Genomic DNA, 24702 nt, shown 5'->3' on the forward strand with positions numbered 1-24702 from the left:
ATGATCGAAATAAGTTTACTCAGGTAAGTGGGAACATTTACCTACTGTCATAGTATCACAAGAAGATAAAGAAAACGTTTCTAAATTCTCATAGTAACTATTCCTATTTGGAATAGTATAGTATACATCCTATGTTCAGACAATAAAAACAAAAGAAAAAACCGGCAGGAATTACTCCTGCCAGTTGATCATATTTAGATACCGATAGACTGTAGCAACCGAACAGTCCAATTTATCCGCAACGAAATTGACTGCCCCCTTCATCCGGAACATCCCCCGAGCGTCCAGCTTCCTGGTGACTTCAAGTCGATCTTCCTGTTTCATATAACCGATAGGAATAGGGTTCCCCTCAATAACGTCCTCAAAAATATTGACCATGAGTTCATCGATATTCGAGTGGAATTCTTCAATCCCTCCCTCCTGGTTAACCTGGTCAAAGGTCTGCCCCCGGCTGACCCGGTCACTTGCTGCCGGGTTAACCCAATCCTTGGGGTGGATGATCTTCTGCAAACGGTCGAATTCCTCCAAAAAGCGGGCATCCGTGAAGTTGATACAGAGAAGGGCAACCAGTTCGCCTTGGTCATCTTTGATGAAGAACGAGGAGGACCGATAGTGATCATTTCCCCGTCGACCCTGGTAGTTGACATAATAGTCCCGGCTCTGGTACATCTTCTCTTGAATGATCCGGAGGCCCAGCTCCGTAATTGGAGACCCCACCTCCCTGCCGGATAGAGGGTTGGCAATAGCTACCACAGAATTAGGAAGCTTAGAAACATCGTGGAGGAGGATTTCATAATCAGGGCCCAGGAATTTTCCCAAAAACTCTACCAGGACTTTATATTCACTTAAATCATATGTATTCTCGTCCCCTTCATCCTTGACTGCTTTAAGTTTACTGATGATCTCAGGAGCCAGATCATTCTCTAAGGCCTGTTTTTCTTCCTCCCTGACGGGAATCTCCGCCTTCTTCCCCTTCCGATTTCCTTGCTTGTTTTGCTTCTTTATCGTCATCATCTTATCCTTTTTCTTTATAAAAATAAAAAATTCTCATAATTTCTATCTATAAGAATTGTAGCATAAAACTCTCCATATAGAGAAATCCTTTGCCAAAAATTTGGTCTTCATCCTCTTTTCCTTTACAATAATGGAGGATAAGATCGGTATAGAGAGACTTTCCCAGGCTCTCTTAAGGAGTTAACTATGCCAATAAAGAACAATGTCGAAAAGTCTAAATGCAAGGCAAGACTTTTTGACCAAACTACTGTAAAATTCATCCTGGTCGGAATCATTAATACTCTTTGTGGAACCGGGGTCATGTTCCTGGCCTATAATGTTTTTTCCGCATCCTACTGGCTCTCCTCGGCACTCAACTACATTCTGGGATCCATCCTTTCTTTCTTTTTGAATAAATACTTCACTTTTCAATCCAAGGAGAAATCCTGGCAAGAGGTGGTAAAATTTATCATCAACATTACCATCTGTTACTTCCTTGCCTATGGTCTGGCCAAACCCCTGGTCATGAGAATTATGCAGGGTCAGGACCTTAAGTTCGTTGAAAATACTGCCATGGTGGTCGGCATGGTCCTCTTCGTGGGCCTGAATTACCTGGGTCAACGCTTCCTGGTCTTTTCTACCAAGAAATAAAAAGCTGTTCCCAGGCTGGCAACAGATTTGAGCCCCAGCTAGGGTCACCCTTAATGTGCCTGGTCAAAAAAAGAGAGAAGTGCAGATTTTGCACTTCTCTCTTCTTTTAATGAAAAGCAACTTAATTCTTTCTGGCATTGTAATCTTCGATTTCCTTGGTGAGCTCAGGAACAATTTCGAAGAGGTCACCAACCAGGGCAATATCAGCAACCTTGAAAATAGGTGCTTCAGGATCCTTGTTGATGGCGATGATATAGTCGGAGTTCTGCATACCGGCTAAGTGCTGGATGGCACCGGAGATACCGACAGCGATGTAAACTTGAGGCTTGACGGTCTTACCGGACTGACCGACCTGGTGGGAGTGGGTAATCCAACCGGCATCGACAGCAGCACGAGAAGCACCAACAGTACCATCGAGAGCCTTAGCCAATTTTTCGATGAGGTCGAAGTTCTTGGGGTCCCCAAGTCCACGTCCACCGGATACGATGATGTCCGCCTCAAGGAGGTTCACTTCATCTCCGGCTTCTTCATGGATGGTATCCAGGACACGAGTCCGGATCTTATCTTCGGGGAAGTCGATGGTCTCTTGAATCACATCGAATTCCGCTTTGGGCTCCACGCGGATGGACTGGAAGACACCGGGACGGACGGTACCGATCTGGGGACGATGGTCGGCACAGATAATCTGGGCCATGAGGTTACCGCCGAAAGCAGGACGGGTCCAAAGGATATTGTGGTTTTCCGTATCGATGTCCAGCTCTGTGCAGTCTGCCGTCAGACCGGTTTTGAGACGGGAAGAAACCCGGGGACCCAGGTCACGGCCTTGGTTGGTCGCCCCGATGAACATGGTTCTGGGGTGGTGTTTTTTCACCAGTTCCTCAATGGCATGGGTGTAAACTTCCGTATTGTATTCTTTATAGACATCACCTTTGACGAGAACAACACCATCAGCACCATAGTTCTTGCAAACTTCCTGGGCCTGGTCCAAGTCGGAACCGATGAGAACGGAGTAGACTTTCTCCCCCACCTTTTCAGCCAGAGAAAGAGCCGTGGTCAAAAGCTCAAGGCTGACGTTTGCCGGTGTTCCATCTTCTTTTAATTCGGTAATGACCCACATATTGTTATATTCTGTCATGGACTACCTCCTACAGTACCTTGGCATGTTCCATTGCAGAAACCAGACGCTTGGCAGCCAGGTTGGGATCTGCTTCTTGGATTCGAATGCCTTCTTTGTGGCTTTCCGGTGTATATGACTTCACCACTCTGGTCGGGGACCCCTTGAGTCCGATAGCCGTGGTATCGATGTTGGGGAATTCATCGAAGGTCAGATACTTGATTTCCGCTTTCTTCGAGTGAAGGGCATTGCGGACGCGGGCATAACGGAGTTCGTCCGTTTTATTGAAGGTAGCCAGGAAGGGCATCTGGGTTTCCACGATCTGGTGGCAGGAATCCAACTCTCTTTCGATGACTGCCTTGCCGTCCTTCACATCAACACTGAGACCATAGGTGATCTGAGGGATGTCCATGTGCTCGGCCAGCTCGGGACCAACTTGAGCGGTATCGCCATCGATCGCCTGCTTGCCGCAGAAGATGGCATCGAAGGGGCCGTCCTTTTCCTGAAGCTTTTCAACCGCCTGGGACAGGATATAGGAAGTAGCCAGGGTGTCGGACCCACCGAATTTCCGGTCGGTGACCAGATAGGCTTCATCGGCACCAACAGCTAAGCAATCTCTGAGCATACCTTCGGCTTGAGGGGGACCCATGGAAACCACAACAACTTTGGTGTTTTCAGGATCCTTGTCCTTCAGTTGAAGGGCCTGCTCTAAAGCATAGGAATCATAGGTATTCAGAATGCTGGGAACACCACGACGAATCAGAGTATTGGTCTCCGGATCAATCTTCATCTCGGTTGTATCCGGAACCTGTTTTGCACAAACAAGAATTTTCATGTTGGCTCCTTCCTCTATTTTGCTCTCGCTAAAACGGCACCGCCGATGACCATTTCCATGACCTCGGAAGTTCCTTCATAAATTTCGGTGATCTTGGCATCACGCATCATGCGTTCAACCTGGTATTCCTGGATGTAGCCGTAGCCACCGTGGAGCTGAACGCATTCGGTGGTCACCCACATGGCGGTCCGGGAAGCCTTAAGTTTCGCCATGGCAGCCTCTTCAGAGAAGCGATCCTTGGTATCATGGGCAATGGCAGCCTTATAAACCAGGAGGCGGGCGGCTTCAATTTCCGTGGCCATCTTGGCTAACATGAACTGGGTGTTCTGGAATTTGGCCAGGGGACGACCAAACTGCTCACGTTCTTTGACGTACTGTACGGTCCGGTCAAAGGCACCTTGAGCAATTCCCAGGGCCTGAGCGGCAATTCCGATACGTCCGCCGTCCAGAGTCTGCATGGCGATGGGGAAGCCTCTTCCTTCCTTGCCCAGGAGGTTTTCTGCAGGAATGCGGCAGTCACGGAAGATCAGTTCGCAGGTGGAAGAAGCGTGGATACCCATCTTCTTTTCGACAGTACCAATGTCAAACCCGGGGGTACCCTTCTCCACGATGAAAGCGGAAATACCGTGGGTTCCCTTGGACCGGTCGGTCATAGCGAAAACGATGAAAGTATCCGCTGCTCCAGCATTGGTGATAAAGATTTTGGTTCCATTCAGAATATATTCATCTCCGTCCTTGACGGCTACGGTCTGCTGACCGGAAGCGTCGGTTCCGGCATTGGGCTCGGTCAAACCGAAAGCACCCAGCTTTTCACCGGAAGCAAGAGGACGTAAGTATTTTTCTTTTTGTTCCTCATTGGCAAAACGCATTAAAGCACCGCCGCAAAGAGAGGTATGTGCCGATACGATGACCGAGGTCGACGCACAAACCCGAGCTAACTCTTCCACCAGGATGGCATAGAGCAGTTCAGATCCGCCTTCACCGCCTAATTCTTCGGGGAAAGGAATGCCGAAATAGCCGAGCTTCTGCATCTTCTTGACGTTCTCCATGGGAAATTCATGGGTCTCATCAATTTCCACGGCAAGAGGTTCCACTTCAGTTTCCGCGAACTTGCGGAACATCTGACGCATCTCCTCCATCTCTTTCATCACATTCAGATCAAATTCCATAGATTCCTCCTATTATTCATGGACCTACATAATCAAGGATAAAGGGCATAATTATGCCCTTTATCCTTATTTACCATAATAGACCTTTATTTGCTGTAGTCAAAGAAACCTTGGCCGGTCTTCCGACCCAGACGTCCGCCGCGAACCATCTTTCTCAGGAGAGGAGCAGGGCGGTACTTGGAGTCACCAAATTCATTGTAGAGGACTTCCATGATGGCCAGGACAACATCCAAACCGATGAGGTCGCCGAGTTCCAGGGGGCCCATGGGATGGTTGGCACCGAGCTTCATGGCGGTGTCAATGTCTTCCGGCTTAGCCAGGCCATCTTCTAAGATGGAAATGCCTTCATTAATATAGGGAACCAGGATCCGGTTGACCACGAACCCGGGGCCTTCCTTCACCACAACAGGGGTCTTGCCCAAATCCTCGGAGATAGAGACAATTTTATCAACAGTTTCCTGAGGAGTGTTGATTCCGGGAATGACCTCAACCAGCTTCATGACCGGAGCAGGATTGAAGAAATGCATCCCGATCAAGGGACGGGAGAGACCGGCACCGATCTCCGTAACAGATAAGGAAGAAGTGTTGGATGCGAAGATGCAGTCCTTCTTAACCGTCTCATCCAGTTTCTTGAAGGTTTCCTTTTTGATGGCCATGTTTTCGATGGCAGCTTCGACGATGAGGTCGCAGTCATCCAATTTGTCGTTCAGGCAAGGGGTGATCCGGTTGACGATAGCATCGGCATCCGCCTGGTCCATCTTTCCTTTTTGGACTCTGCGGTCCAAACCTTTTTTGATTTTTGCCTTTCCACCCTCGGAAAACTCAATTTTAATATCCGAGAGCATGATGTCATGTCCTTTTTGTGCAAAAGCCTGGGCAATTCCAGAGCCCATCGTTCCAGCACCGATTACTCCAACTTTCATGGTTCCTCCTTTATTGGTCAAAAGTTATATTCTTTTCGGTGATCCATCTGCCGAAAAAAGAAATCTATTTATTTTGGAAGTTTTTCTCCTTCCGCTTTTCCAGGAAAGCGGACATGCCTTCCACCTGGTCCTCCGAGTCAAAGCAGTTGCCGAAATAGCCGGCTTCGGTTTCCATGGCCTTATCCATGGGTTCTTCAATCCCCTGGAGGAGGGCTGCTTTCGTGTTGCGGACAGCAATAGGTGCATTTCCGGCAATCCGCCGGGCGGTTTTCATGGCCTGGGCCATAAGGTCTTCCTGAGGGAAGACAGCAGAGACCAGGCCGATCTCCTTGGCTTCCTCCGCCTTGATATTTTTGGCAGTGTAGAGAAGTTCCTTGGCCTTGGACATGGACCCGATCACCCGAGCCAGACGTTGGGTCCCACCGAAGCCCGCCGTAATTCCCAATCCCACTTCCGGCTGGCCGAAGAGGGCGTTTTCAGAACAGTAGCGGATGTCGCAGGACATGGCCAGTTCGTTACCACCGCCCAAAGCAAAACCGTTGATGGCTGCAATGACGGGGATGGGGAAAGTTTCGATTTTTCGGAAAATCTTGTTTCCAAGAAGGCCGAAATCCTTACCCTCTTTCTCATCAAAATCCTTCATTTGGGCAATATCTGCACCCGCTACGAAGGACTTATCTCCTGACCCGGTAATGATCAGGCAACGAATTTCTTCTTGATTAACCTGGTCAAAGGTCTCTTCCAATTCCTTAAGGACTTGATCATTTAAGGCATTGAGTGCCTTGGGACGGTCAATGGTGATCACCCCAACCTGGTCTTGGACATCATATTTAATATATTCCATGGTGCCTCCTTACAGTAAGAAGGGGAGTGAAAGGCTTCACTCCCCTCTCGCGTTTTATTCTTCGACCTTTTTAATGGCTGTGGCTACGCCCATTCCACCGCCCACGCAGAGGGTAGCGAGGGCTTCCTTGGCTTCCTTGCGGCGGAGGAATTCATAAATCAAGGTGACCAGAATCCGGGCACCGGAGCAACCAACGGGGTGACCGATGGCGATAGCACCACCGTTAACGTTGGTCTTTTCAGGGTCGAGACCTAATTCTTCCATGCAAACCAGGGACTGAGCAGCGAAAGCCTCATTTGCTTCGACCAAATCGAAAGCATTGATGTCGCAATCCAGCTTCTTCATCAATCTCTTGGTGGCTTCAATAGGACCGGTTCCCATGATGGCCGGATCAACACCGCCAACTGCTCCATCAATATACTCAACCTGAGGCTTGACCCCCAGTTCCTTCATCTTGGATTCGGAGATCAGAATGACGCAAGCTGCTCCGTCGTTGATTCCTGAGGAGTTACCGGCAGTAACAACGCCGCCTTCCTTGAAGGCAGGTCTGAGTCTGGCGACCGATTCCATGGTCTGACCATAGCGGATTCCTTCATCCTTATTAAAGGTGATGGTTTCCTTTCTCTTCTTTACTTCAACAGGAACGATCTCCTCCTGGAAGACGTCGGCCTTCTGTGCCTTCTCTGCCCGGTTCTGGGACATGACAGCATATTCATCCAATTTTTCACGAGAATATCCCCACTTTTCAGCAATGTTTTCAGCGGTGATACCCATGTGATAGTTATTGAAGGCATCGGTTAAAGCATCGTGGGTCATGGAGTCGATAATCTTGGCATCGCCCATCCGGTATCCATAACGGCCGTTGGTCAGAAGATAAGGAGCCATGGACATATTTTCTGTTCCGCCGCAAACGACAACGTCTGCATCGCCGGTTTTAATCATCCGAGCACCGGTATTAACAGCTTCAAGACCGGACCCGCATAGAATATTCAGCGTGACGGCCGGGGTGGTTACGGGAATTCCGGCATTGACGGAAGCCTGACGAGCAACGTTTTGCCCGGCTCCACCCTGAAGAACGTTGCCCATATAGACAAAATCAACATCTTCGGGCTTAATTCCTGCACGGTTTAAGGATTCTTTAATAACAATTTCAGCTAATTTCTTCGCGGGTACCGTTGAAAGTGCCCCACCCATGGTTCCGACTGCTGTTCTGACAGCACCAGTGATAAAGATTCTTTCAGACATTATTTACTCCCTTTCCGGACCTTGAGGTCCCTGTCACACATGCCCTTCCCAACGATAACATACGCACGAACCCAATATTTCTTTGGGTTCGGAAATGGGATTCACTTGATAAATATTTAACTTAGTCATATTCTACTACAATTCCCCCTTCCTGTAAAGGACACATGATATGATATGACTATGAAAACTGACAGAAAATCTTGATTTTGCAAAAATAAAAAATGCCCAATCCATTGAAATCAAGGGAATGGGCATTTCATCAGCCTGGAAAAGCAGGGACTCGAACCCTGGACCCCCACGATGTGAACGTGATGCTCTAACCAACTGAGCTACTTTTCCAAAGGGAATAGATTTATTATATGCAAAAGATCCTGACCATTCAAGTCTTTTCTAGTTTTTCCAAGACGGTCTTGATGACGATGATTTTACAAGTTAAATAGCAAAGGTATAACACAGATAAGAAAGGAAGAGATGATGATTGAAAATTTCACGATTGAATCCCTCCATGACCGGATTCCTATCCACCTGACCAAATTCCATCCGATGGAAGGTCCGGCAAGAGCTCGCCTGCTTATCCTCCACGGGATGTGCGAACATCGGGGACGTTACCGCCATTTTGCCAAATTTCTTGCCCGGCAGGAGCTGGAGGTCTATACCATGGACTGGCGGGGACACGGGGATACCCTGGTGGATGGACACCTGGGCTACTTTGCCTCCGAGTCCGGTTACCTGGTACAAACAGGTGATTTGATCCACGTCATAGAGACCCTTGATAAGGGTGATCTACCTTTCCTGGTCTTTGCTCATTCCATGGGGACGCTTTATGCTCGTTTCCTCCTCCAATCCCGTCCTCATTTCTGTGACCTCCTTCTCCTGTCCGGTCCACCCGCCAATAATTCCAAAGTCGGAGGTGCTATCTTCTTGGCCCGTATCCTCTCTGCCATTCATCCCACAGCCCCTTCCGTATTTTTACAGAAGCTTACTTTTTCGGACTATGCCCAGTCCATTCCGAATCGAAATACTGATTTGGACTGGATTTCCTGTGATCCGGAAAATGTGGCAGCCTATATTGCCGACCCTCTTTGCGGTTTTCCTTTTACAAATCGGGGTTTTTTAGACCTCTATCTCCTGACTCGAGCCTGTTTCCAGGAGCCTTCTTCTGAAGAGATGATCTCCCACGACCTCCCTATCCATCTCTTTCGCGGGAAGGGTGACCCCTGTCCTCGTCCCGAAGACGGAGGCCCTGAAGAGATCAAAAATGCCCTCAGAAATTGGGGCTTCTCTCAAATTTTTGAGAAGGTCTATGAACACTCCCGTCATGAACTTCTTTTTGATCTGGATAAGGAAGAAGTGTATCGGGACGTGCTTGAAGTTATCACAACTCACCTGTCCCACGCTCACTAACTCATTTGCCTCCTGCCTTTGAACATTAACCGGATATGAAAACCCCCTTCTTGACTTTCGAGAAGGGGGCTTTGTTTTATTTTTCTTCCTGAACAAACTGGGTGATGTCCTTGATGTTTTTGTGGGTGGTGATGACGGAAACATCATCCCCCACCTGGATAGAATCGGAACCGTTGGGGATGATATAGTCATCTCCCCTGTGGATGCCGATGATAAGGCTGGAGGGAATAAGCTTAATATCTTTAAGAAGCTTTCCGGTGATGGACGACTCGTTTAGGATGTGGAATTCCATGGCTTCCACTTGATCATCCACCATCTGATAAAGTCGAATCATGGAGGAATGAGTTGTGGCCTTGAGGGAACGGGAGAGGCGGATCATCTTTTCCGCCAAAAGCTGTTTGGGCGTGATGATCGTATCCAGTCCCAAGTGGGTCAGGTGCTTAAGGATGATGGGCCGGTCCACCCGGGTGATGATCTTAGGTACTGCCCGGTCTTGAGCAAAGGAGGAAAGAATGATATTTTCCTCATCATTGTTTTGGAGTGCTGCCACCGCATCAAAGCTTTCCAACCCCTCTGCGTCCAAAAGAAGGGGATCTTTGGCATCTCCATAGACGACATCTACCCCGGGAAAGTCGAGAGCCAATTTTTGCCCCACTTCGACATCCTCTTCAATGACCTTAATGTACATCGAAGTCTGCTTGGTGAGCCGTTCAACTAAATAATAGGTCAGGTCACCCCCACCGAGAATCATCAGGGAGCGAATATTCATGGGGTCACGAGTCATATCCTGGTAAACCAGCTTCAGGTCTTCCCTTTTCCCCGTCACATGGATTTTATCCCCGGCGTGAATTTCAAAGTTGCCATTGGGGATAAAGACGTATTCCCCACGCTGAACGGCACAAATCAACATCCGTCCTTCAAAAAGCCTGGTAAACTCAATCAGATTCTTATTACAGGCGGAGGATTCTTCCGTGACTGTCAGCTCGATAATCCGGATCTGGTTATTGGAGAAGGACTCCATGGACTCAGCCGCCGGAAAAGCCAGAATTTTAGAAATCAGGACAGCGGCATCCATTTCCGGGTTGACGATCCGAGAGACGCCCAGGGCATCCTGCATAAAATCCATGTCCTCAAGATATTCCGTGGACCGGACCCGTCCATAAACATGACTTACCCCCAACTCAGAGGCCAGAATGGAGGCGATGATATTGGTTTCATCCGATGAGGTGACGGCCAGGAAGACATCTTCTTCACTGAGGTCGATCTCCCGGAGGATGTTGATCGAGGTGGCCGACCCCACGATGGCCTGGATGTCATAGGTTGAATAGAGGTCATTGACCCGGTCCTCATCGGTGTCGATCAGGACAAGGTCATTGGATTCCCAAAGGGATTCACAGATAGCACGGCCGACTTCGCCGGCTCCACAAACGACAATTTTCAATGGAATTCCCTCCTATTTTTTCTTCCAGACCCTGGGCAAAAAGAGGATCATCACCGGGAAGATTTCCAGACGCCCGGCTATCATGAGGACAGTGAGCACGGCCTTCGAAAAGGGAGAGAAGGCAGCGAAGGAAGACCGGGGACCGACAGCGGCCATTCCCGGACCGATATTGTTGAAGGTGGCCGCCACAGCGGAGAAGGCGGTCATGAAATCCTGCTCGGAAAAGGAGACCAGGAGGAGGCCGGTCGTAAAGACCATGGCGTAGATGGCCAGGTAGACAAAGACTGACCGGACATATTCATCGCCGGGCCTCTTTCCGTCAATGGTGATGGGCTTAAGGAGGCGGGGATGAACCGCATGGCGGACTTCCCTTTTCATGGATTTCAGATAAATGAGAACTCGGGAAACCTTGATCCCGCCCGCTGTGGACCCGGCCATGGACCCGGTAAACATGAGGAGAAGAAGGATGATGTGGGCGAAAAGGGGCCAGAGGGCAAAGTTGGCGGTTCCGAAGCCCGAGGTGGAGATGATGGTGGATACGGTGAAGAAGCTGTCCCGAAAGAGGGCTTCCATACTCCGATAGGAAGGACCGATGCAGATCATGATGGCCAGGGTGGAAAGGATGATCAGGGTCCAATAGAGTCGAAGCTCCTCATTGGCAAAGAAGCGCTTGAAGCGTTTCCGGAAGAGGAGGAAGTAAAGGTTGAAGTTGGTGCCGAAGGCGATCATGCCGATGGCCAGGATATACTCCACCAGAGGGCTTTGGAAATGGCCTATGCTCAAGGCCTTGTTGGAAAAACCGCCGGTTCCTGCTGTTCCGAAGGCGTGGATCATGGCGTCAAAGAGGTTCATCCCGGCCAGGCAGAGAAGACCGATCAAAACGGCGGTCATGGTCAAATAGAGCTTGTAAAGCATGAAGGCCGAGGACTTGTTTTTGGAGGCCAGCTTGCCGAATTCCGGGCCCGGCACTTCCGCCTTCATGATGTTGACTGCCCCCTCCCCCATCTCCGGGGCAAAGGCAAAGGCGAAGACCAGGATCCCCATCCCCCCAATCAGGTGGGAGAAGGACCGCCAGAAAAGCATGGACTGGGACAGGGCCTCGACATCCGTCAGGATGGAGGAGCCTGTGGTGGTAAAACCCGATGCCATCTCAAAAACCGCGTCTAAAAGAGAAGGTATCTCACCGGCGAAATAAAATGGCAGGGCTCCAAAAAAAGAAAGTAAGAACCAGGAAAGGCTGGTAATGGCAAAGCCATCAACCAGGGTGAATTTCATCTGCCTCGGACCGATCTTCATCATGGTCACGCCGGAGACCGCTAAAATTCCCATTGTAGCCAGAAAGGCCATAAGGGTCTTGACGGATTCCCCATAAATCAGGCCTACCAGGAGGGGTGCCACCATAAGAACCGCCTCTAATAGGCAGACCTTGCCTAAAAATCGAATGACAACACGTTTATTCACAAAAAACCTCGACTTCTTCCATCTCATCAGAATAGACAGAGAGTCCGGACCAAAAAATCCGAACTTCTCAAACAGTATGATTATACCACTTTCCTCTTTACCCTGTGCGGGATTGCCAGGAGCTTCCATCATTATCCAAGAAACTAAAAAGGCTGTGTCCGATCAAAAGATCGCTGACACAGCCTTTTTTACAACCAGGAACTATTCATTTTCGGTGAAAAACCCGATTCTTATGCATTTTCCTCTTCAGGTTTATTTCTCCGATGTTTCCTTCTTCTTTCCAATCATAACCATTGCACTAAGTGTGGTCATGGACAATACGGCCATGGCTGCATAACCGGCGATGAAGCGATCTCCTGTCTTGGGAGCCTTCCCCTTCTTATTCGCTGAAGCCACTTTCTTATAGATATGCGTTACATTGCCTTTCTTATCTTTCGTGGTCTTAACAAATACATAACCGTCAATCGCCTTCTTCGGTTTGTCTCCACTTTCCTGCGGACTAATGACTTTATTTGTCTTTTCCTCTACATAGTTCGTATGCACTGATGGTTTCGGTGCAGGAACCGCCACCTTCTTATAAATGTGGGTGAGGTTGCCTGCATCATCCTTCACCGTCTTGACAAACACATAGCCTTCAATCGCTTTTTTAGGCTGTGCACCTGCTTCTTGAGGAGAAAGAACCTTCTCGGTTCCTTCCTCAATATAGCTCGTATGCACCGTGGGCTGAGGGGTAGGAACATTCACCTTCTTATAAATGTGCGTAACATTGCCGGCATCATCCTTGACCGTCTTCACATAGACATAGCCTTCAATTGCTTTCTTCGGTTGCGCACCTGTCTCCTGTGGTGCCAGCTCCTTTTCTGTACCCTCTTCCACAAATTTTGTGTGCACAGTCGGTTCCGGATCAGGTGTCTTTGGCGTAAACTTCCAAATGCCAATAAATTCAACATCCTTACCTTCGACCGTCTTCTCAGGCTTATCGTATCCTTCAAAGGTCCATGTACCATCAGGAACCTGAACCGAGGTTTCTCCCGGTGCCGTCGGCATTACCTTGCTTCCATCTGCCTTCCCTGTTTGGTTGGCCGGCAAAAGATCTTCTACTTCCTTCGGTAACTCCCGATTCGGATCCGCACTCTTAAACTTATGGGTCACCTTGTAAGTCGCCGGAGCTTGGTCTTTTTCAAATACCCAGGTTCCGACCACATGTTCATTTTTGTTGGTAATGGTCACTTCCGCCCGGTCATAGGCCTGGAACTTCCAGGTGCCCTGGTTGGCTTCGTCACGGAACTCCGCGTCCTTTCCGGTCGGTACCGGGGAGGTGACGGTATCTCCCTTCACCTTGCCCGGTACTTCATCCGGTGCCTTGGCTTTCAGTTCTGCAGGCAGGTCCATTCCTTCCGTTCCGCTCTTGTATTCATAGGTGACCTCGTGCTCGTTGGGAACAAAGGTCCACTCACCCACAAAGTTCACGTCTGCCTTATTGATCTTGGCATCCACGTCTTGGGTTGCCGGATCCTGGTCGAGGAAGGCCTTGAAGGTCCAATGACCGTCATTGGCGGTGTCTTCAACGTCCTGAGGATTCTGTAAAGCACCCGGCTTCACCACATCCCCGTCTTGCTTTCCGCTCTGAGTCTCCGGCAGCTGCTTGTTCACTTCTGCCTGAACCTCAGCCGGGAAGGTGGAGATGGCAGAATCCGCAGCTATCCTAAATTCATGGGTTACCTTATAGGTTGCCGGAGCTTGGTCTTTTTCAAAGACCCAGGTTCCCACCACATGTTCATTTTTGTTGGTAATAGTCACTTCCGCCCGGTCATAGGCCTGGAACTTCCAGGTGCCCTGGTTGGCTTCGTCACGGAACTCCGCGTCCTTTCCGGTCGGTACCGGGGAGGTGACGGTATCTCCCTTCACCTTGCCCTTGACTTCATCCGGAGCCTTGGCTTTTAGTTCTGCAGGCAGGTCCATTCCTTCCGTTCCGCTCTTGTATTCATAGGTGACCTCGTGCTCGTTGGGAACAAAGGTCCACTCACCCACTGATCGAGGAAGGCCTTGAAGGTCCAATGACCGTCATTGGCCGCGTCTTCAACGTCCTGAGGATTCTGTAAAGCACCCGGCTTCACCACATCCCCGTCTTGCTTTCCGCTCTGGGTCTCCGGCAGCTGATTGTTCACTTCTGCTTGAACCTCAGCCGGGAAGGTGGAGATGGAGGAATCGGCAGCTACCTTAAATTCATGGGTTACCTTGTAGGTCGCCGGAGCTTGGTCTTTTTCAAAGACCCAAGTCCCCACCACATGCTCATTTTTATTGGTAATGGTCACTTCCGCCGGGTCAAAGGCCTGGAACTTCCAGGTGCCCTGGTTGGCTTCGTCGCGGAACTCCGCATCCTTTCCGGTCAGTACCGGGGAGGTGACGGTATCCCCCTTCACCTTGCCCGTGACTTCTTCCGGAGCCTTGGCTTTCAGTTCTGCAGGAAGGTCCATTCCTTCCGTTCCGCTCTTGTATTCATAGGTAACCTTGTAGGTCTTGGGTAACCGAATGGATAAGCGGAATAGGTCGGAATTTTGCATGCCAGAGAGATACTGGTTGCAAAGTTGAATCGTTTCCGTTTTGTTCACATTCAGCCCATTGATTCCATCACCATAGGCATTGCCCAGCTGTTGAGAGAAGTTGGTGAAATAATAAGGTGAGGTTCCGTATTCATTCGCACTGAAATGTGAAAAAGGCGTTGCCTCATGATCCAGCTTAAACTCAACTTCAGTGAAGGTTCCCTGTAGGATAATAGAACCCGTCCCGGCACCTTCTACTGAAGGAGAATAGAATTGATATTGATTATTGCCCGAAAACCATCTGTACTTTCCATCGGCCATTTTCCGGAAATTATTGGAATTGGTAGGGACAGAACGCGTGTGGGTATTTCGATTAATGATGTCCAGCGTATTTCCTTCAACTCTCAGGTTGCTGGCACCGTCATCCAGGCCCATCGTAATTCCCGGTGTGACAAGTCGGAAAGAAGTGGCGTTAAAAGAACCAAGACCAACGACAGCGGGTCCAAATTGCGTTTGTTGATAACCCCAAGCAGTGACCAGACCACCAATGCCTGAAACATCGATAATCGGATTGGTAACAGCACGGTCAAAGGTGAACTTAAGGGTTCCTGCTTCAGCTTTTCCATCAAAATTGAATTTGTTCCATGTGCCGGAGTTTCCCCCTTCGCCGAATCCGGGCTGAACATAGACACCAAGAGCAGGAACCGTCGCCGGATCGGGTTTGCCGTAAAACATTTCAGCGGTAGCACCGTAACTGCTTTGATTATTGCCGGTATCTGTCAAATACGAAGGATTGGCTCCTCCATGTTCCAGTGCCGGGTTGCTTCTCTCCGGAAGCGAATAAAAGCTTGCTGTTACATTGACTGTGCCCTGGTCATCCTGCAGGGTTGTTGTTGCCGTGTTGTAGGCTCTTGGACCATCGCCAGTTGCATAATCGGTGACCACCTCCGGTCCCATTTTCCAAGCGGAAGAAAGATAGTATTCTCCCCCCTGTGCCTGAACCCTGCCCGCCGTAAGAATGGCGATGGTGGGAAGGAGCAAGGCGAAAGACAAAATGAACGATAAAAAGATCTTACTGCTCACTATTGCCGTCGCTCGTTTAGCGAATTTCTTATCGCTGGTATGTCTATCGCGATAAGCAATCGGTTTCCCCCCCCTATATTCATTTTTTCTTTCCATGATTCCCTCCTTCGTTTTCAGTGATAGCTGTTATTTGTCATGCTCCATAACGGCTTATGAAAAGTATCGTTATATTCATCATACTCCTAATTCACATTTTTATCAGAAAAAATTTCAAAAGGAATCGCTTGGCTTTCTATGATTCCTTTTCCCTTGTGCAGGAAGAGGAAATGGGTAGAAATATAAAAATATTCTTCACAATCAAAGAAGGGAGTTCTTATGGACGTTTCTGTTTTTATGGCCGACGGACTGGAGGAATGTGAAGCCCTCCTGGTCGTTGATCTCTTGCGACGGTCTGAAATCTCTGTTCAAACGGTGGCTGTTCATGGCCCGGGTTGGAAGGGAGAGAACGATGACAGAAAACAAATTTTTTCTTCTCATCACATCCAAATTACTTGCGACACTAGTATTGAAGATTATGAACCGGGCGAAGAGAAGGCTCTTGTCATCCCCGGTGGCCTCCCCGGAGTGGAATATTTGAAGGCCAACGAAAAACTTGGGCATATCCTCCGGGATTTCCAGAAGAACAAGGTGGAAAAGGAAGAAGGTTTCCTGGCTGCGATTTGTGCAGGACCCACTGTTCTGGCTGATCTGGGACTTCTGGAAGGAAAGGCCGTGACAGTCTATCCCAGCCGAAAGGAGGATCTGGGACAAAATGTCCACTACATCAATGAAGATGTGGTTCTTGCTCCGGGTGTCATTACCGGAAAAGCCCTGGGCCTTGCCATCCCCTTTGCCCTGGTCCTCATATCCACCCTCAAGGGAAAGGAAACCGCCGACCGGGTTGCACAGGAAATTTACTACACCTCCTGGTCACAAGCTCAAAAAAAATCATCTACTGCGTAAAAAAGTCTATAAAAAAAACAAGGACCCGAAAGGGTCCTTGTTTTATTTGGCTTGGTCTTAAAACTACTTAACCTCGACAGTGGCACCGGCTTCTTCAAGCTGGTTCTTGATGTCATCAGCTTCGTCCTTGGAGACCTTCTCTTTGACGGCTTTCGGAGCTTCGTCAACGAGAGCCTTGGCTTCTTTGAGGCCCAGGCCGGTAATGGTCTTAACGACTTTGATGACATTGATCTTGGAAGAACCGGCAGAAGCCAGGATAACATCGAATTCGGTCTGTTCAGCTTCAGCAGCACCACCGGCAGCGGCAGCGGCAACAGGAGCGGCAGCAGCAACGGGAGCAGCAGCGGATACGCCGAATTCCTCTTCCAGAGCGGAAACGAGGTCGGAGAGTTCAAGAACGGTGAGTTCTTTAATTTGATCAATTAACTGAGTGACTTTTTCAGATGCCATTGGTAAATCCTCCTTAAGGATATCATGTACTGGGATGGTTAAATCATCCGGTATTGCCTATTTTTATGCGATACTTATTCCACAAAAACTTAGGCAGCTTCTTCTTGTTCTTTCTTTTCTTTCACTGCATTCAAGCCATAAACCAAGCTGGAAAGGATGGCGTTGGAAACCTGAGCAAGGCCGGAAATGGGGCCTTGGAGTCCACGCAGCATCATGGACAGCAGGACGTCCTTGTTTGGGAGCTTGGAAAGAGCGATGACCTTTTCTTTATCGATGGCCTTGCCTTCGATAAAGCCGGCTTTAATGATGAGCTTTTCCTCGTTGTCCTTAGCAAACTCCTCTGCAATTTTAGGTCCGGATACCATGTCTTCATCGGAGAAGATAAAGGCATTGGGGCCCTGGAGGAGTTCATCAAACTCATCGTGTCCCAGCTCATTGAATGCCCGACGGACCATGGTGTTCTTGTAAACCCGGTAGTTGACGCCGGCTTCACGGAACTTGGCACGCAGGTCAGTGATCTCCTGAACATCAATGCCGGAATACTCCGCAATGACGATGGACTGAGCCGCTTCAATTTGCTGACGGATCTCGTCTACCACTGCTTTTTTCTTATTTAATGTTGCTTCCTTCAAATTCTTTCACCTCCCTCGGCTACTTAAATTAAAAATCTCCCCAAGCGAAGACGCATGGAGAGACGGAAATTCGTATCATCCACCTCGACGGGAAATTAAGCTTTCGCACCCGTGGTCTTCGGTAGCCAGTTATGTATTATAACAGAGAATAAATGGCCCGGCAAGGCCTTCCCGGAGAAAACCGATCCTTTCCTGTAGAGATACAATTGATGTGAGACCAAGAAGAAAAAAATATAGAGAGAAATCCTGTACAATGAAAGTGCAAAGCAAACAAAGAAAGGATTCTCTCTATGTCTACTAGTATAACAAAAACTCAGCGTTATCTCCCACATACTTTAGAAACGAGATTTCATGCGGTTAAAACGTATCGTTTAGGATATTCTGTCAGCTTCGTTATTCGCCGCTACAAGATCTCAAAAGCCTCACTCATGCGTTGGAATCGCCGCTTTGACGGCAGCCGGGAGTCACTAATGGACCGTTCCCACCGACCGAAAAGTCCGCATCCTACTGCCCATACGGAAGAAGAAATAACTTGGATTAAAAATTTCATTCGGCGAAATCCAACCATCTCCCTCATTGAACTCTACGCCAAGCTGAAATTTCAAAAGGGCTACCGCCGCCATCCCTGTTCATTTTTCCGTTTCCTTCGGAAANATTTCATGCGGTTAAAACGTATCGTTTAGGATATTCTGTCAGCTTCGTTATTCGCCGCTACAAGATCTCAAAAGCCTCACTCATGCGTTGGAATCGCCGCTTTGACGGCAGCCGAGAGTCACTAATGGACCGTTCCCACCGACCGAAAAGTCCGCATCCTACTGCCCATACGGAAGAAGAAATAACCTGGATTCAAAATTTCATTCGGCGAAATCCAACCATCTCTCTCATTGAACTCTACGCCAAGCTGAAATTTCAAAAGGGCTACTGCCGCCATCCCTGCTCACTTTTTCGTTTTCTTCGGAAACAGGGCTTTTACCAACAAAAAGCCTCAAAGAAGAAACCCTATATTCCGAAGCCTTACGATACCCCGAAAGCACTCGGCGTGAAGTGGCAACTCGATGTCAAATATGTTCCAAACGCTTGTTACGTGGGGAAAATGCCGGATCGATTCTTTCAATACACCGTCATCGATGAAGCCAGCCGAGAACGCTTCATTTACCCCTTCCGTGAACAATCTTCCTATTCCACCGTCCAATTTGTAAAAATGGCCATCCGTCATTTCGGCTACCAACCCCAGACCATTCAAACCGACAACGGCGTTGAATTCACGCATTTCCGTGAGACCGATCAGGTCCATCCTTTCGATCTTTACTGTCAGGAGAAGGGAATCGAGCACAAGCTGATTCGGCCAAGGACTCCAAGACATAACGGAAAGGTCGAGCGAAGTCACCGCAATGACAATGAGCGTTTTTATGCTCATCTCTCCTTCTACAGTGATGAAGACTTGATTCAACAAATGAAGCGCTATCTCTACAAATCCAACCGACTACCTATGCAGACGCTACAATGGCTAACGCCTATGGAAAAAAAAAGCCCAATTACTGGCGGGCTAGCCCGCCAGTAATGAGGATAGCACACAGGAGATCTCAACTTACTTTTTTGGTCTCACATCATTTACAAACCTACATTCCCGGAGAAAACCGATCCTTTCCCCTCTTGATTTCTGAGCCACATAAGCATATGATAAAAGGGATCAAATTCGGGTTCGTAGCTCAGTTGGGAGAGCGCTGCGTTCGCAACGCAGAGGTCGTGGGTTCGACTCCCATCGGATCCATTTGCTAAAACTGATTAAAACTCAATAAAACGTAAATGGGCATATTACAGGGTTTCAGGAGTTCGTGATTTCATTTGAAAACTCAATTAAACCCAATAAATCCATATAAATGTTATCAAAATGTTATCGGAAATTGAGTTTTAGGGAGAGGCCATCTGGTCTCTCTTTTTTTGTCTCATAAAAAAAGAGGGGGTGTTATTCCCCCTCTTTTAGCTTCTCCCTCTTCTCTGCAATCAGTGACTCCAGCTCCTCAAGATCTTCAAGCGTTGCCCGATTCCGGATAAACGAACGTGCCGCCGATTTAGCAGAATTGTACCGCCTTCTTTCAGGATTCTGGGCGTTCCACTTTTTGCTTGCACGGATTTGGGCTTCACTCGTCTTCTTCTCCATTACTTCCTCCTTCCTTTAATCTGAACGTACAAGTTCGCTAAGCTGACTACCAGGTTCAAGATCAATAATACTCTTAGTGTTGTCATAACTCTTTTCTGGGTATAAGATAGGTACACCCCCTGACGGGGGGAGGGGCTTTCGCCCCTCTTGGTTCTAGCCCTTACGGTTGTTTTTGATAGTTTCTATCAGGCCAATGATGTTCACTATCAGCCCCGCAAGGGCTATTATTGTATCTATCTCCATTCCCTTTTCCTCCTTTCTTTCATATTGAGGTTTCTCTCAACCTCTGAATATATTATAAACCATAGTTTATATAATGTCAACACTTTTTTCAGTTTTTTCACAAAAAAAATAGCCGTGTCTCTAATTAAAGAGGCACGGCTTCGCACGATTCACTCACGATTAAAGCTAGGTAAATACAGACTTTCATCCAATTATCGCACGATTAACGCACGATTAACGCACGATTAACGTCCGGGCTTTGAAGGGATGGTGATGTGTCTTTTTTGGTGCTGGACACTGGAGCTCATAAAGATGGCCCCGAGGAAGGTCGTGACTGCCGTAAGAATCGTGACCACTAGGGCAGTCGGTCCCCAGGATAGGCTCTCCCCTACCGTCTGGACCAGGGTGGCCGTGGCGGGTAGGACCAGAGTGATGATCCACTTCAAGATGTCGTAAGATTCATTAGATAGCTTCATAGTGTTTTCTCCTTTACTGTTTTTCTGTCTTCCAGATATACGCTTCAATTTCGTGAATATTTGCCGTGGTCGTGTGGTTGATCCCTTTTTGCTCCAGTGACCGTAAAACGGCCAGTAGAGCCTTTAAGATCATCCGCATTTCCGTGTCCTGCCGGTCATCGTGGGCTTGCTCCTCCTTGATCATCTTGGCGTGATCTTGGAGGGTTTTGTCGTGACAAGTGAGGAGATCAAGGTCGTGAGCGAATTTTTGGTCCTGGCGGTCTAGCTTTTCCAGGATCTCCTTGATCGAGAGGATCTCCCCCTTATGCCCCACGATCTCTTCCAGGTCCTTGGTCTTGATATACCGCTCCCCTACCGCATTCTGAGCTTCTGTAAGTTCCTTCCGTATTTTGTTAAAAGCCCCCAGGACCGTCCCGATTACGGAGGCAAAGCCTAGGAGGAGTAAGAAAATTTGTTCTGGTGCCATCTACCGTCCGCCTTCCATTTTTTTAATAAAGTCCATCACCTTGTCCCGGGTCTTAAAGCGGTCAGCCCCGGATAGGACGATGTCCGCCCATGTCTTTTTCTCACCGCCTACCTGGATGATATTGGAGTCCATCATCTCCTCTGGAGGTGCTCCCTTTTTAACCATGGCACATGTACCTAAAGCCTGAGCCAGGATATCCACCGCCGGCTTGTCTCCATCACCCTCGTAGCAGATCAGGTATGCTCTCGGCTGTGGGGCGGTCTTGGCTTTGTCCTCCTCCTTTTTGTCCAGCTTGGGAGTTTGGATGGGCTTCTTGAAGCCGTTGAGGCCCTTTTCTCGGATGATGGTCGGATAGTCACGGTAGGCGTAGTTCATGTCGACCCTGCCACGGATCCCCGGGACCGACCCGTCTGAGGTGTACTGCCATACCCCGCAAGGCCGGGAAGGCTCTTTGATCCCCCAGTGGGCCAGCCAGAGGTCGTACTTCTTAAGCTCGGGCTCTCTCCGGACCATCTGGTCGTACCAGGAGGTTGAGCAGTAGTACATGGCATAGTATCCCGCCCGCTCGATCTCCCGGAGCTGGTATAAGAGCATAGAGGCCTTTTCTCCCCATGATGGGTTGCCATTTTTCCGCCTCCACCCATCGGCATCCTCGGTGTCAATCACCACAGGAAGCTCGGGATGAAGGCCCTGAATCTTTTGTAAAAAGCCCTGGACCTCGACCTTGGCCTGGGAAAGACCTGTTGCATAAGAATAGCAGTAGAGGCCGAAAGGAATTTTATACTCTCGGCATCCTCGGATGTACTCATCCAGTCTTGGGTCAAGATGGAAGCTCCAGCCAAAGCCCGCACGGATAAAAATGAAATCCACGGCTTTTCTTACCTGGGAAAAGTCTATTTTCCCGTTATGCTTGGAAATGTCGATCACTTTTTTTGCCATTTTCTTCTCCTTTCTTTTTTCCACCAAAAAAAGGCCATATAGGCCCTTCATTTAAGCACTTTTTCATTGTCAAAGGTGTCATTGTGCCTTTACATCCCTAAAATTAAATCTGACGAGGCTAGGAAGCTGTCAGAGGAAATCTAGGCTGTAGACTTGTTGGAAGCCAGGTCCCAAGTGGGGAATCCCACCTCGGGGCCCTGGTTTGTGTCCTCACAAGCGTAGTAATCGACCCCTTGATAGGTCACAACGGTCCCTTTGGGGTACTTTACCCCGGGCTTGGGGTCGGGCTGGTCTTGCTGGATCGGCCCGCCCTTCCAATAGTCCTTGGCCTTTTCGCTTTCCGGGCCGTTTTCCTTGCTCGTCACATGGTCTATTTTTGCCATATAAAGCACGTCACCGATCCGGTAGGCATCCCCCGCATCCACGGGTAGGCCCTCATCCCACTTAGGATACTGCTCGATCATCTCTTTGGTCGCCTGGGCTCCGGGATCTCCCGTGAGGAGGACGGCCAAGTGGTTATTAGCCTGGGCTAGCTTTTCCTGGACTTCCTGGAGGGCTTTTTTTGTATCCAGGACTTCCTGGCGGATCCGGCCCTCCTCGCTTGCCTGGATCGTCTCCCTGAGCTTATAAGCACTATCCACGGTGGAGTAGCGGGAATCGTCCAGGCTTACCTGGTCGGTCTGCTCGATCCCGCCGACGTAGGTCCTAAGGGTATACATACTGTCGTTTTTTGTGATGGTTAGCATTTCATGTCCTTTCTAGCAAAAGCCGTCTAGCTCTTGGAGCCCTTGCGTGGTACTGATAAAGGCTTGGGTGTACTCGACCCCTTGGCTGTTTAGGGCGATTGCCTGTGGAAGAAGAAGCTTAATAAATTTGTTTTTCTCGCTTTCTGTTAGTTGTTTCATTGTGTAGAAGTCTCCCCACGGGGCATAAGAAGAAACGTAATACAAATCGGTTTCGGTGAGCAGATAAAAAAAACGATTTATTTCGAATACGCACCCAGCAAATCCTTCTTTAGGGAGATCCATGCCCGATTCAATAGTCAACGGCGAAAAAGAACCATCTTTTCTTAAAAGCTGACCTGACTTGTTGTTAAGATAAGAATAAGAAACGATTGTGACACTATATTTTTCGTTGACCTCTACAGTAGCTTTTTCAAAAGTTATTAAATCAACCCTTAGATACTCGTCCACATCACCCCTCCTTTTTGATCAGGAAAATCGTCCCCACTGGGTAAGACCCACTGGACTGCTGGCTCTTGGCATCATCTAAGCTTGTACAAAGGACGAATTTCTGACTGATCAAGTCTTTGACCTGGGCCTGGGTCTGGTACTCGGAGTGGCTATGCCCTTTGTCGGCCTTTTCCTCCAAAGCCTCACTCAGGCCATCAAGCTTCCACTTATCGGAAGCGGACAGTAGCCCGTCCTCCGTCGCCGTAGCTAGGGGATAGGTGGTATCTTTATCCTCTCTTTGCTCCAAGGCGGTGACCCGGCTTTTTAGCGTGCTATCGTCATACTCTGGGATGACCACGTCCCCGGTCTTGCCATTGACGCTCTTGACCTTCCCCGCCTTGGCCAGGCCATCTGTAAAGGTCCCCATGCTAGGGACCATATAGGGGGCTACTCCCCCCGCCTGCCCTTGGACTTTGACCGCCCCTGCCTGCTCACTCGTAGCGTCAGGGAAGACCCCTTGCATAGCCTCACTCCAGCCCTCAAAGGTGGTCTTTCGATCCTTTTCGGCTTCTACCCGGCCCGCTTCTTGGCTCTCCCGGATCCTCTCGCTTTCCTGTCGGTCGGCTTCCTGGCGGGACCGGGATCCTTCCGCAGAGGCCCGGGCCCTTTCTGCCCGCTCTCTCTCCGCCTCCTTGCTTACCCGGAGGCTTTCGGCTTTGGCTCTTGCACTTTCCGCCTGGGCTCTTTTGGCCTCTTCACTTGATCGGGCCTCTTCCTGAGTAGCCCTTGTCTTTTCGGCACCGACTCGGTTGGCCTCTTGGCGTTTTCTCGCCTCTTCTGCCTGTACCCTTATCGCCTCTTGGCTTTCGATAGTCCCGATCTCTTGGCGGTAGTGGTCATCTTGGGCCTTGAGGCTTTCGACCGTCTTTTTCCCCTCACTGCTAAAGGCCTCGTAGTCGCTGGCCCGCTTCCGCTCTGCCTCGACCCGTCCGGCCTCTCCGGCTTCAAGTGTGGCCAAGTCTTTATTTCCCCGGTCAGCGTAGTCCTTGGCCTCTTGGGCCTTTTGAGTGACTGCATCCAGTGCGGCCTTAGCACTCTCCGCTTGCTCATGCAGTTTTTGGAAATCCATATGGATCCCGGTCCCATCTTTTGAGTCTTCTCCGCCAATAAAGTTCTGAACTCTAACTCTTGACCAGTTGGTCATAATCAGGTTTTTATCATCTTCTTTTAGGGCGAGCTGAATATCTACCTCACCGCCTCCGGCTAAAGCTTTAGAAGGGACTTCAACCTCCCAATAATCATCTATTGCTGATCCCTCTAGGTAGTAGCTCTCTTTTGTATCAACATTTCTTGCGTAGCAGGTCACTTTTTGTCTCTCAGAGGGGCTGATCACATCGCCTTTTGATGAGATAAACCGGGCTTGATACCCCCGGGTTCCTACTTCCCCTTCATGTAGAATCAGGTCTGGAATCTGCGAGTCTCTAAAATGGACTGTGACGGGAACTAGTCCCGCCCCACTAACACTAGTCATATGGA

Annotated in this window: 24 protein-coding genes, 2 tRNA genes, 1 pseudogene and 1 other annotated feature; of the genes and pseudogenes, 6 read left to right on the forward strand and 21 right to left on the reverse strand. The window is 49.1% G+C overall.

Annotated features, from left to right (window positions below):
• Positions 1-171: 171 nt before the first annotated feature.
• Positions 172-1011 (reverse strand): helix-turn-helix transcriptional regulator, encoded by an 840-nt coding sequence (locus BN2373_RS00935; RefSeq protein ID WP_162200034.1) that lies wholly within the window; start codon positions 1009-1011, stop codon positions 172-174.
• Between the two features lie 189 nt (positions 1012-1200).
• Between BN2373_RS00935 and BN2373_RS00940 the strand changes: the two genes are divergently transcribed.
• A complete protein-coding gene (locus tag BN2373_RS00940) occupies positions 1201-1644 on the forward strand; it encodes a GtrA family protein (RefSeq protein WP_053942319.1) in 444 nt (147 codons plus the stop codon).
• A 121-nt stretch (positions 1645-1765) separates the two neighbouring features.
• Here the strand turns inward: BN2373_RS00940 and BN2373_RS00945 are convergent, their stop codons facing one another.
• From BN2373_RS00945 to BN2373_RS00975, 7 genes are all read right to left on the reverse strand, one after another.
• Positions 1766-2779, reverse strand: coding sequence for an electron transfer flavoprotein subunit alpha/FixB family protein (locus BN2373_RS00945; protein ID WP_053942320.1), 1014 nt, complete (start codon positions 2777-2779; stop codon positions 1766-1768).
• A gap of 10 nt (positions 2780-2789) precedes the next feature.
• On the reverse strand, positions 2790-3593 hold the full coding sequence (locus BN2373_RS00950) for an electron transfer flavoprotein subunit beta/FixA family protein (protein WP_053942321.1): 804 nt from the start codon (positions 3591-3593) through the stop codon (positions 2790-2792).
• 14 nt (positions 3594-3607) lie between these two features.
• Positions 3608-4762, reverse strand: coding sequence for an acyl-CoA dehydrogenase (locus BN2373_RS00955; protein WP_053942322.1), 1155 nt, complete (start codon positions 4760-4762; stop codon positions 3608-3610).
• An 86-nt stretch (positions 4763-4848) separates the two neighbouring features.
• On the reverse strand, positions 4849-5685 hold the full coding sequence (locus BN2373_RS00960; protein ID WP_053942323.1) for a 3-hydroxyacyl-CoA dehydrogenase family protein: 837 nt from the start codon (positions 5683-5685) through the stop codon (positions 4849-4851).
• Positions 5686-5749: 64 nt separating this feature from the next.
• Complete coding sequence (locus BN2373_RS00965) at positions 5750-6529, reverse strand: enoyl-CoA hydratase-related protein (RefSeq protein WP_053942324.1); 780 nt, start codon at positions 6527-6529, stop codon at positions 5750-5752.
• A gap of 54 nt (positions 6530-6583) precedes the next feature.
• Positions 6584-7774 carry an acetyl-CoA C-acetyltransferase gene (locus tag BN2373_RS00970; protein ID WP_053942325.1) on the reverse strand — a complete coding sequence of 397 codons (1191 nt, stop codon included), beginning with the start codon at positions 7772-7774 and terminating at the stop codon, positions 6584-6586.
• Between the two features lie 265 nt (positions 7775-8039).
• Positions 8040-8113 (reverse strand) — tRNA-Val (locus BN2373_RS00975).
• 135 nt (positions 8114-8248) lie between these two features.
• Here BN2373_RS00975 and BN2373_RS00980 point away from each other — a divergent pair.
• Positions 8249-9178 (forward strand): alpha/beta fold hydrolase, encoded by a 930-nt coding sequence (locus BN2373_RS00980; RefSeq protein WP_053942326.1) that lies wholly within the window; start codon positions 8249-8251, stop codon positions 9176-9178.
• Positions 9179-9254: 76 nt separating this feature from the next.
• On the opposite strand, the gene trkA is transcribed toward BN2373_RS00980, so the two are convergent.
• The 4 genes from trkA to BN2373_RS01000 all read right to left on the reverse strand — a co-directional run bounded on the left by trkA (position 9255) and on the right by BN2373_RS01000 (position 15802).
• On the reverse strand, positions 9255-10619 hold the full coding sequence (trkA, locus tag BN2373_RS00985) for a Trk system potassium transporter TrkA (RefSeq protein ID WP_053942327.1): 1365 nt from the start codon (positions 10617-10619) through the stop codon (positions 9255-9257).
• A gap of 12 nt (positions 10620-10631) precedes the next feature.
• On the reverse strand, positions 10632-12080 hold the full coding sequence (locus BN2373_RS00990) for a TrkH family potassium uptake protein (protein WP_053942422.1): 1449 nt from the start codon (positions 12078-12080) through the stop codon (positions 10632-10634).
• A 252-nt stretch (positions 12081-12332) separates the two neighbouring features.
• The gene (locus BN2373_RS00995) at positions 12333-14138 is read right to left on the reverse strand and encodes an SHIRT domain-containing protein (protein WP_162200035.1); all 1806 of its coding nucleotides are present in this window, start codon (positions 14136-14138) and stop codon (positions 12333-12335) included.
• Complete coding sequence (locus tag BN2373_RS01000; RefSeq protein ID WP_053942329.1) at positions 14021-15802, reverse strand: SHIRT domain-containing protein; 1782 nt, start codon at positions 15800-15802, stop codon at positions 14021-14023. Before BN2373_RS01000 ends, BN2373_RS00995 begins: the two co-directional genes overlap by 118 nt.
• Before the next feature lie 219 nt (positions 15803-16021).
• Here BN2373_RS01000 and BN2373_RS01005 point away from each other — a divergent pair, with 219 nt between their 5' ends.
• Positions 16022-16648: a DJ-1/PfpI family protein gene (locus BN2373_RS01005; RefSeq protein WP_053942330.1), complete on the forward strand. Its 627-nt coding sequence runs from the start codon at positions 16022-16024 to the stop codon at positions 16646-16648.
• Positions 16649-16711: 63 nt separating this feature from the next.
• Here the strand turns inward: BN2373_RS01005 and rplL are convergent, their stop codons facing one another.
• Positions 16712-17098, reverse strand: coding sequence for a 50S ribosomal protein L7/L12 (gene rplL / locus BN2373_RS01010; protein WP_053942331.1), 387 nt, complete (start codon positions 17096-17098; stop codon positions 16712-16714).
• 89 nt (positions 17099-17187) lie between these two features.
• Entirely contained in the window at positions 17188-17730 is a 543-nt protein-coding gene (gene rplJ / locus BN2373_RS01015) for a 50S ribosomal protein L10 (protein WP_053942332.1), read from the reverse strand.
• Between the two features lie 20 nt (positions 17731-17750).
• Positions 17751-17870 (reverse strand) — a sequence feature (ribosomal protein L10 leader region).
• A gap of 150 nt (positions 17871-18020) precedes the next feature.
• Between rplJ and BN2373_RS07600 the strand changes: the two are divergent.
• From BN2373_RS07600 to BN2373_RS01030, 3 genes and pseudogenes are all read left to right on the forward strand, one after another.
• Positions 18021-18383: pseudogene (locus BN2373_RS07600) on the forward strand (transposase family protein); the annotation flags it as partial.
• Positions 18356-19291: a DDE-type integrase/transposase/recombinase gene (locus tag BN2373_RS07785; protein ID WP_074017926.1), complete on the forward strand. Its 936-nt coding sequence runs from the start codon at positions 18356-18358 to the stop codon at positions 19289-19291. The pseudogene BN2373_RS07600 and the gene BN2373_RS07785, both read left to right, overlap by 28 nt.
• A 137-nt stretch (positions 19292-19428) precedes the next feature.
• Positions 19429-19501: transfer RNA gene (locus BN2373_RS01030), tRNA-Ala, on the forward strand.
• A gap of 195 nt (positions 19502-19696) precedes the next feature.
• On the opposite strand, the gene BN2373_RS01035 is transcribed toward BN2373_RS01030, so the two are convergent.
• The 7 genes from BN2373_RS01035 to BN2373_RS01065 all read right to left on the reverse strand — a co-directional run bounded on the left by BN2373_RS01035 (position 19697) and on the right by BN2373_RS01065 (position 24697).
• Complete coding sequence (locus tag BN2373_RS01035) at positions 19697-19891, reverse strand: hypothetical protein (RefSeq protein ID WP_053942334.1); 195 nt, start codon at positions 19889-19891, stop codon at positions 19697-19699.
• Between the two features lie 467 nt (positions 19892-20358).
• Positions 20359-20589 (reverse strand): phage holin, encoded by a 231-nt coding sequence (locus BN2373_RS01040; protein ID WP_053942335.1) that lies wholly within the window; start codon positions 20587-20589, stop codon positions 20359-20361.
• 13 nt (positions 20590-20602) lie between these two features.
• Positions 20603-21055 (reverse strand): hypothetical protein, encoded by a 453-nt coding sequence (locus BN2373_RS01045; protein WP_053942336.1) that lies wholly within the window; start codon positions 21053-21055, stop codon positions 20603-20605.
• Positions 21056-21994, reverse strand: coding sequence for a GH25 family lysozyme (locus tag BN2373_RS01050; protein WP_162200036.1), 939 nt, complete (start codon positions 21992-21994; stop codon positions 21056-21058).
• Positions 21995-22134: 140 nt separating this feature from the next.
• Positions 22135-22740, reverse strand: a complete 606-nt coding sequence (locus BN2373_RS01055; protein WP_053942338.1) for a hypothetical protein — start codon at positions 22738-22740, stop codon at positions 22135-22137.
• Between the two features lie 12 nt (positions 22741-22752).
• Positions 22753-23187, reverse strand: coding sequence for a hypothetical protein (locus BN2373_RS01060; protein WP_053942339.1), 435 nt, complete (start codon positions 23185-23187; stop codon positions 22753-22755).
• A 1-nt stretch (position 23188) separates the two neighbouring features.
• On the reverse strand, positions 23189-24697 hold the full coding sequence (locus tag BN2373_RS01065; protein WP_154826096.1) for a hypothetical protein: 1509 nt from the start codon (positions 24695-24697) through the stop codon (positions 23189-23191).
• Positions 24698-24702 lie beyond the last annotated feature (5 nt).

Origin of the sequence: Kallipyga gabonensis (assembly GCF_001286805.1) — a bacterium.
In the GTDB taxonomy this organism is placed as follows: Bacteria; Bacillota; Clostridia; order Tissierellales; family Peptoniphilaceae; genus Kallipyga; species Kallipyga gabonensis.

What these genes read in the sequence shown, in the direction of transcription:
- BN2373_RS00935 (WP_162200034.1), bottom strand. Translation starts at nt 1,011, where the DNA reads ATGACGATAAAGAAGCAAAACAAGCAAGGAAATCGGAAGGGGAAGAAG.
- BN2373_RS00940 (WP_053942319.1), top strand. Translation starts at nt 1,201, where the DNA reads ATGCCAATAAAGAACAATGTCGAAAAGTCTAAATGCAAGGCAAGACTT.
- BN2373_RS00945 (WP_053942320.1), bottom strand. Translation starts at nt 2,779, where the DNA reads ATGACAGAATATAACAATATGTGGGTCATTACCGAATTAAAAGAAGAT.
- BN2373_RS00950 (WP_053942321.1), bottom strand. Translation starts at nt 3,593, where the DNA reads ATGAAAATTCTTGTTTGTGCAAAACAGGTTCCGGATACAACCGAGATG.
- BN2373_RS00955 (WP_053942322.1), bottom strand. Translation starts at nt 4,762, where the DNA reads ATGGAATTTGATCTGAATGTGATGAAAGAGATGGAGGAGATGCGTCAG.
- BN2373_RS00960 (WP_053942323.1), bottom strand. Translation starts at nt 5,685, where the DNA reads ATGAAAGTTGGAGTAATCGGTGCTGGAACGATGGGCTCTGGAATTGCC.
- BN2373_RS00965 (WP_053942324.1), bottom strand. Translation starts at nt 6,529, where the DNA reads ATGGAATATATTAAATATGATGTCCAAGACCAGGTTGGGGTGATCACC.
- BN2373_RS00970 (WP_053942325.1), bottom strand. Translation starts at nt 7,774, where the DNA reads ATGTCTGAAAGAATCTTTATCACTGGTGCTGTCAGAACAGCAGTCGGA.
- BN2373_RS00980 (WP_053942326.1), top strand. Translation starts at nt 8,249, where the DNA reads ATGATTGAAAATTTCACGATTGAATCCCTCCATGACCGGATTCCTATC.
- BN2373_RS01000 (WP_053942329.1), bottom strand. Translation starts at nt 15,802, where the DNA reads ATGGAAAGAAAAAATGAATATAGGGGGGGGAAACCGATTGCTTATCGC.
- BN2373_RS01005 (WP_053942330.1), top strand. Translation starts at nt 16,022, where the DNA reads ATGGACGTTTCTGTTTTTATGGCCGACGGACTGGAGGAATGTGAAGCC.
- rplL (WP_053942331.1), bottom strand. Translation starts at nt 17,098, where the DNA reads ATGGCATCTGAAAAAGTCACTCAGTTAATTGATCAAATTAAAGAACTC.
- BN2373_RS01035 (WP_053942334.1), bottom strand. Translation starts at nt 19,891, where the DNA reads ATGGAGAAGAAGACGAGTGAAGCCCAAATCCGTGCAAGCAAAAAGTGG.
- BN2373_RS01040 (WP_053942335.1), bottom strand. Translation starts at nt 20,589, where the DNA reads ATGAAGCTATCTAATGAATCTTACGACATCTTGAAGTGGATCATCACT.
- BN2373_RS01045 (WP_053942336.1), bottom strand. Translation starts at nt 21,055, where the DNA reads ATGGCACCAGAACAAATTTTCTTACTCCTCCTAGGCTTTGCCTCCGTA.
- BN2373_RS01050 (WP_162200036.1), bottom strand. Translation starts at nt 21,994, where the DNA reads ATGGCAAAAAAAGTGATCGACATTTCCAAGCATAACGGGAAAATAGAC.
- BN2373_RS01055 (WP_053942338.1), bottom strand. Translation starts at nt 22,740, where the DNA reads ATGCTAACCATCACAAAAAACGACAGTATGTATACCCTTAGGACCTAC.
- BN2373_RS01065 (WP_154826096.1), bottom strand. Translation starts at nt 24,697, where the DNA reads ATGACTAGTGTTAGTGGGGCGGGACTAGTTCCCGTCACAGTCCATTTT.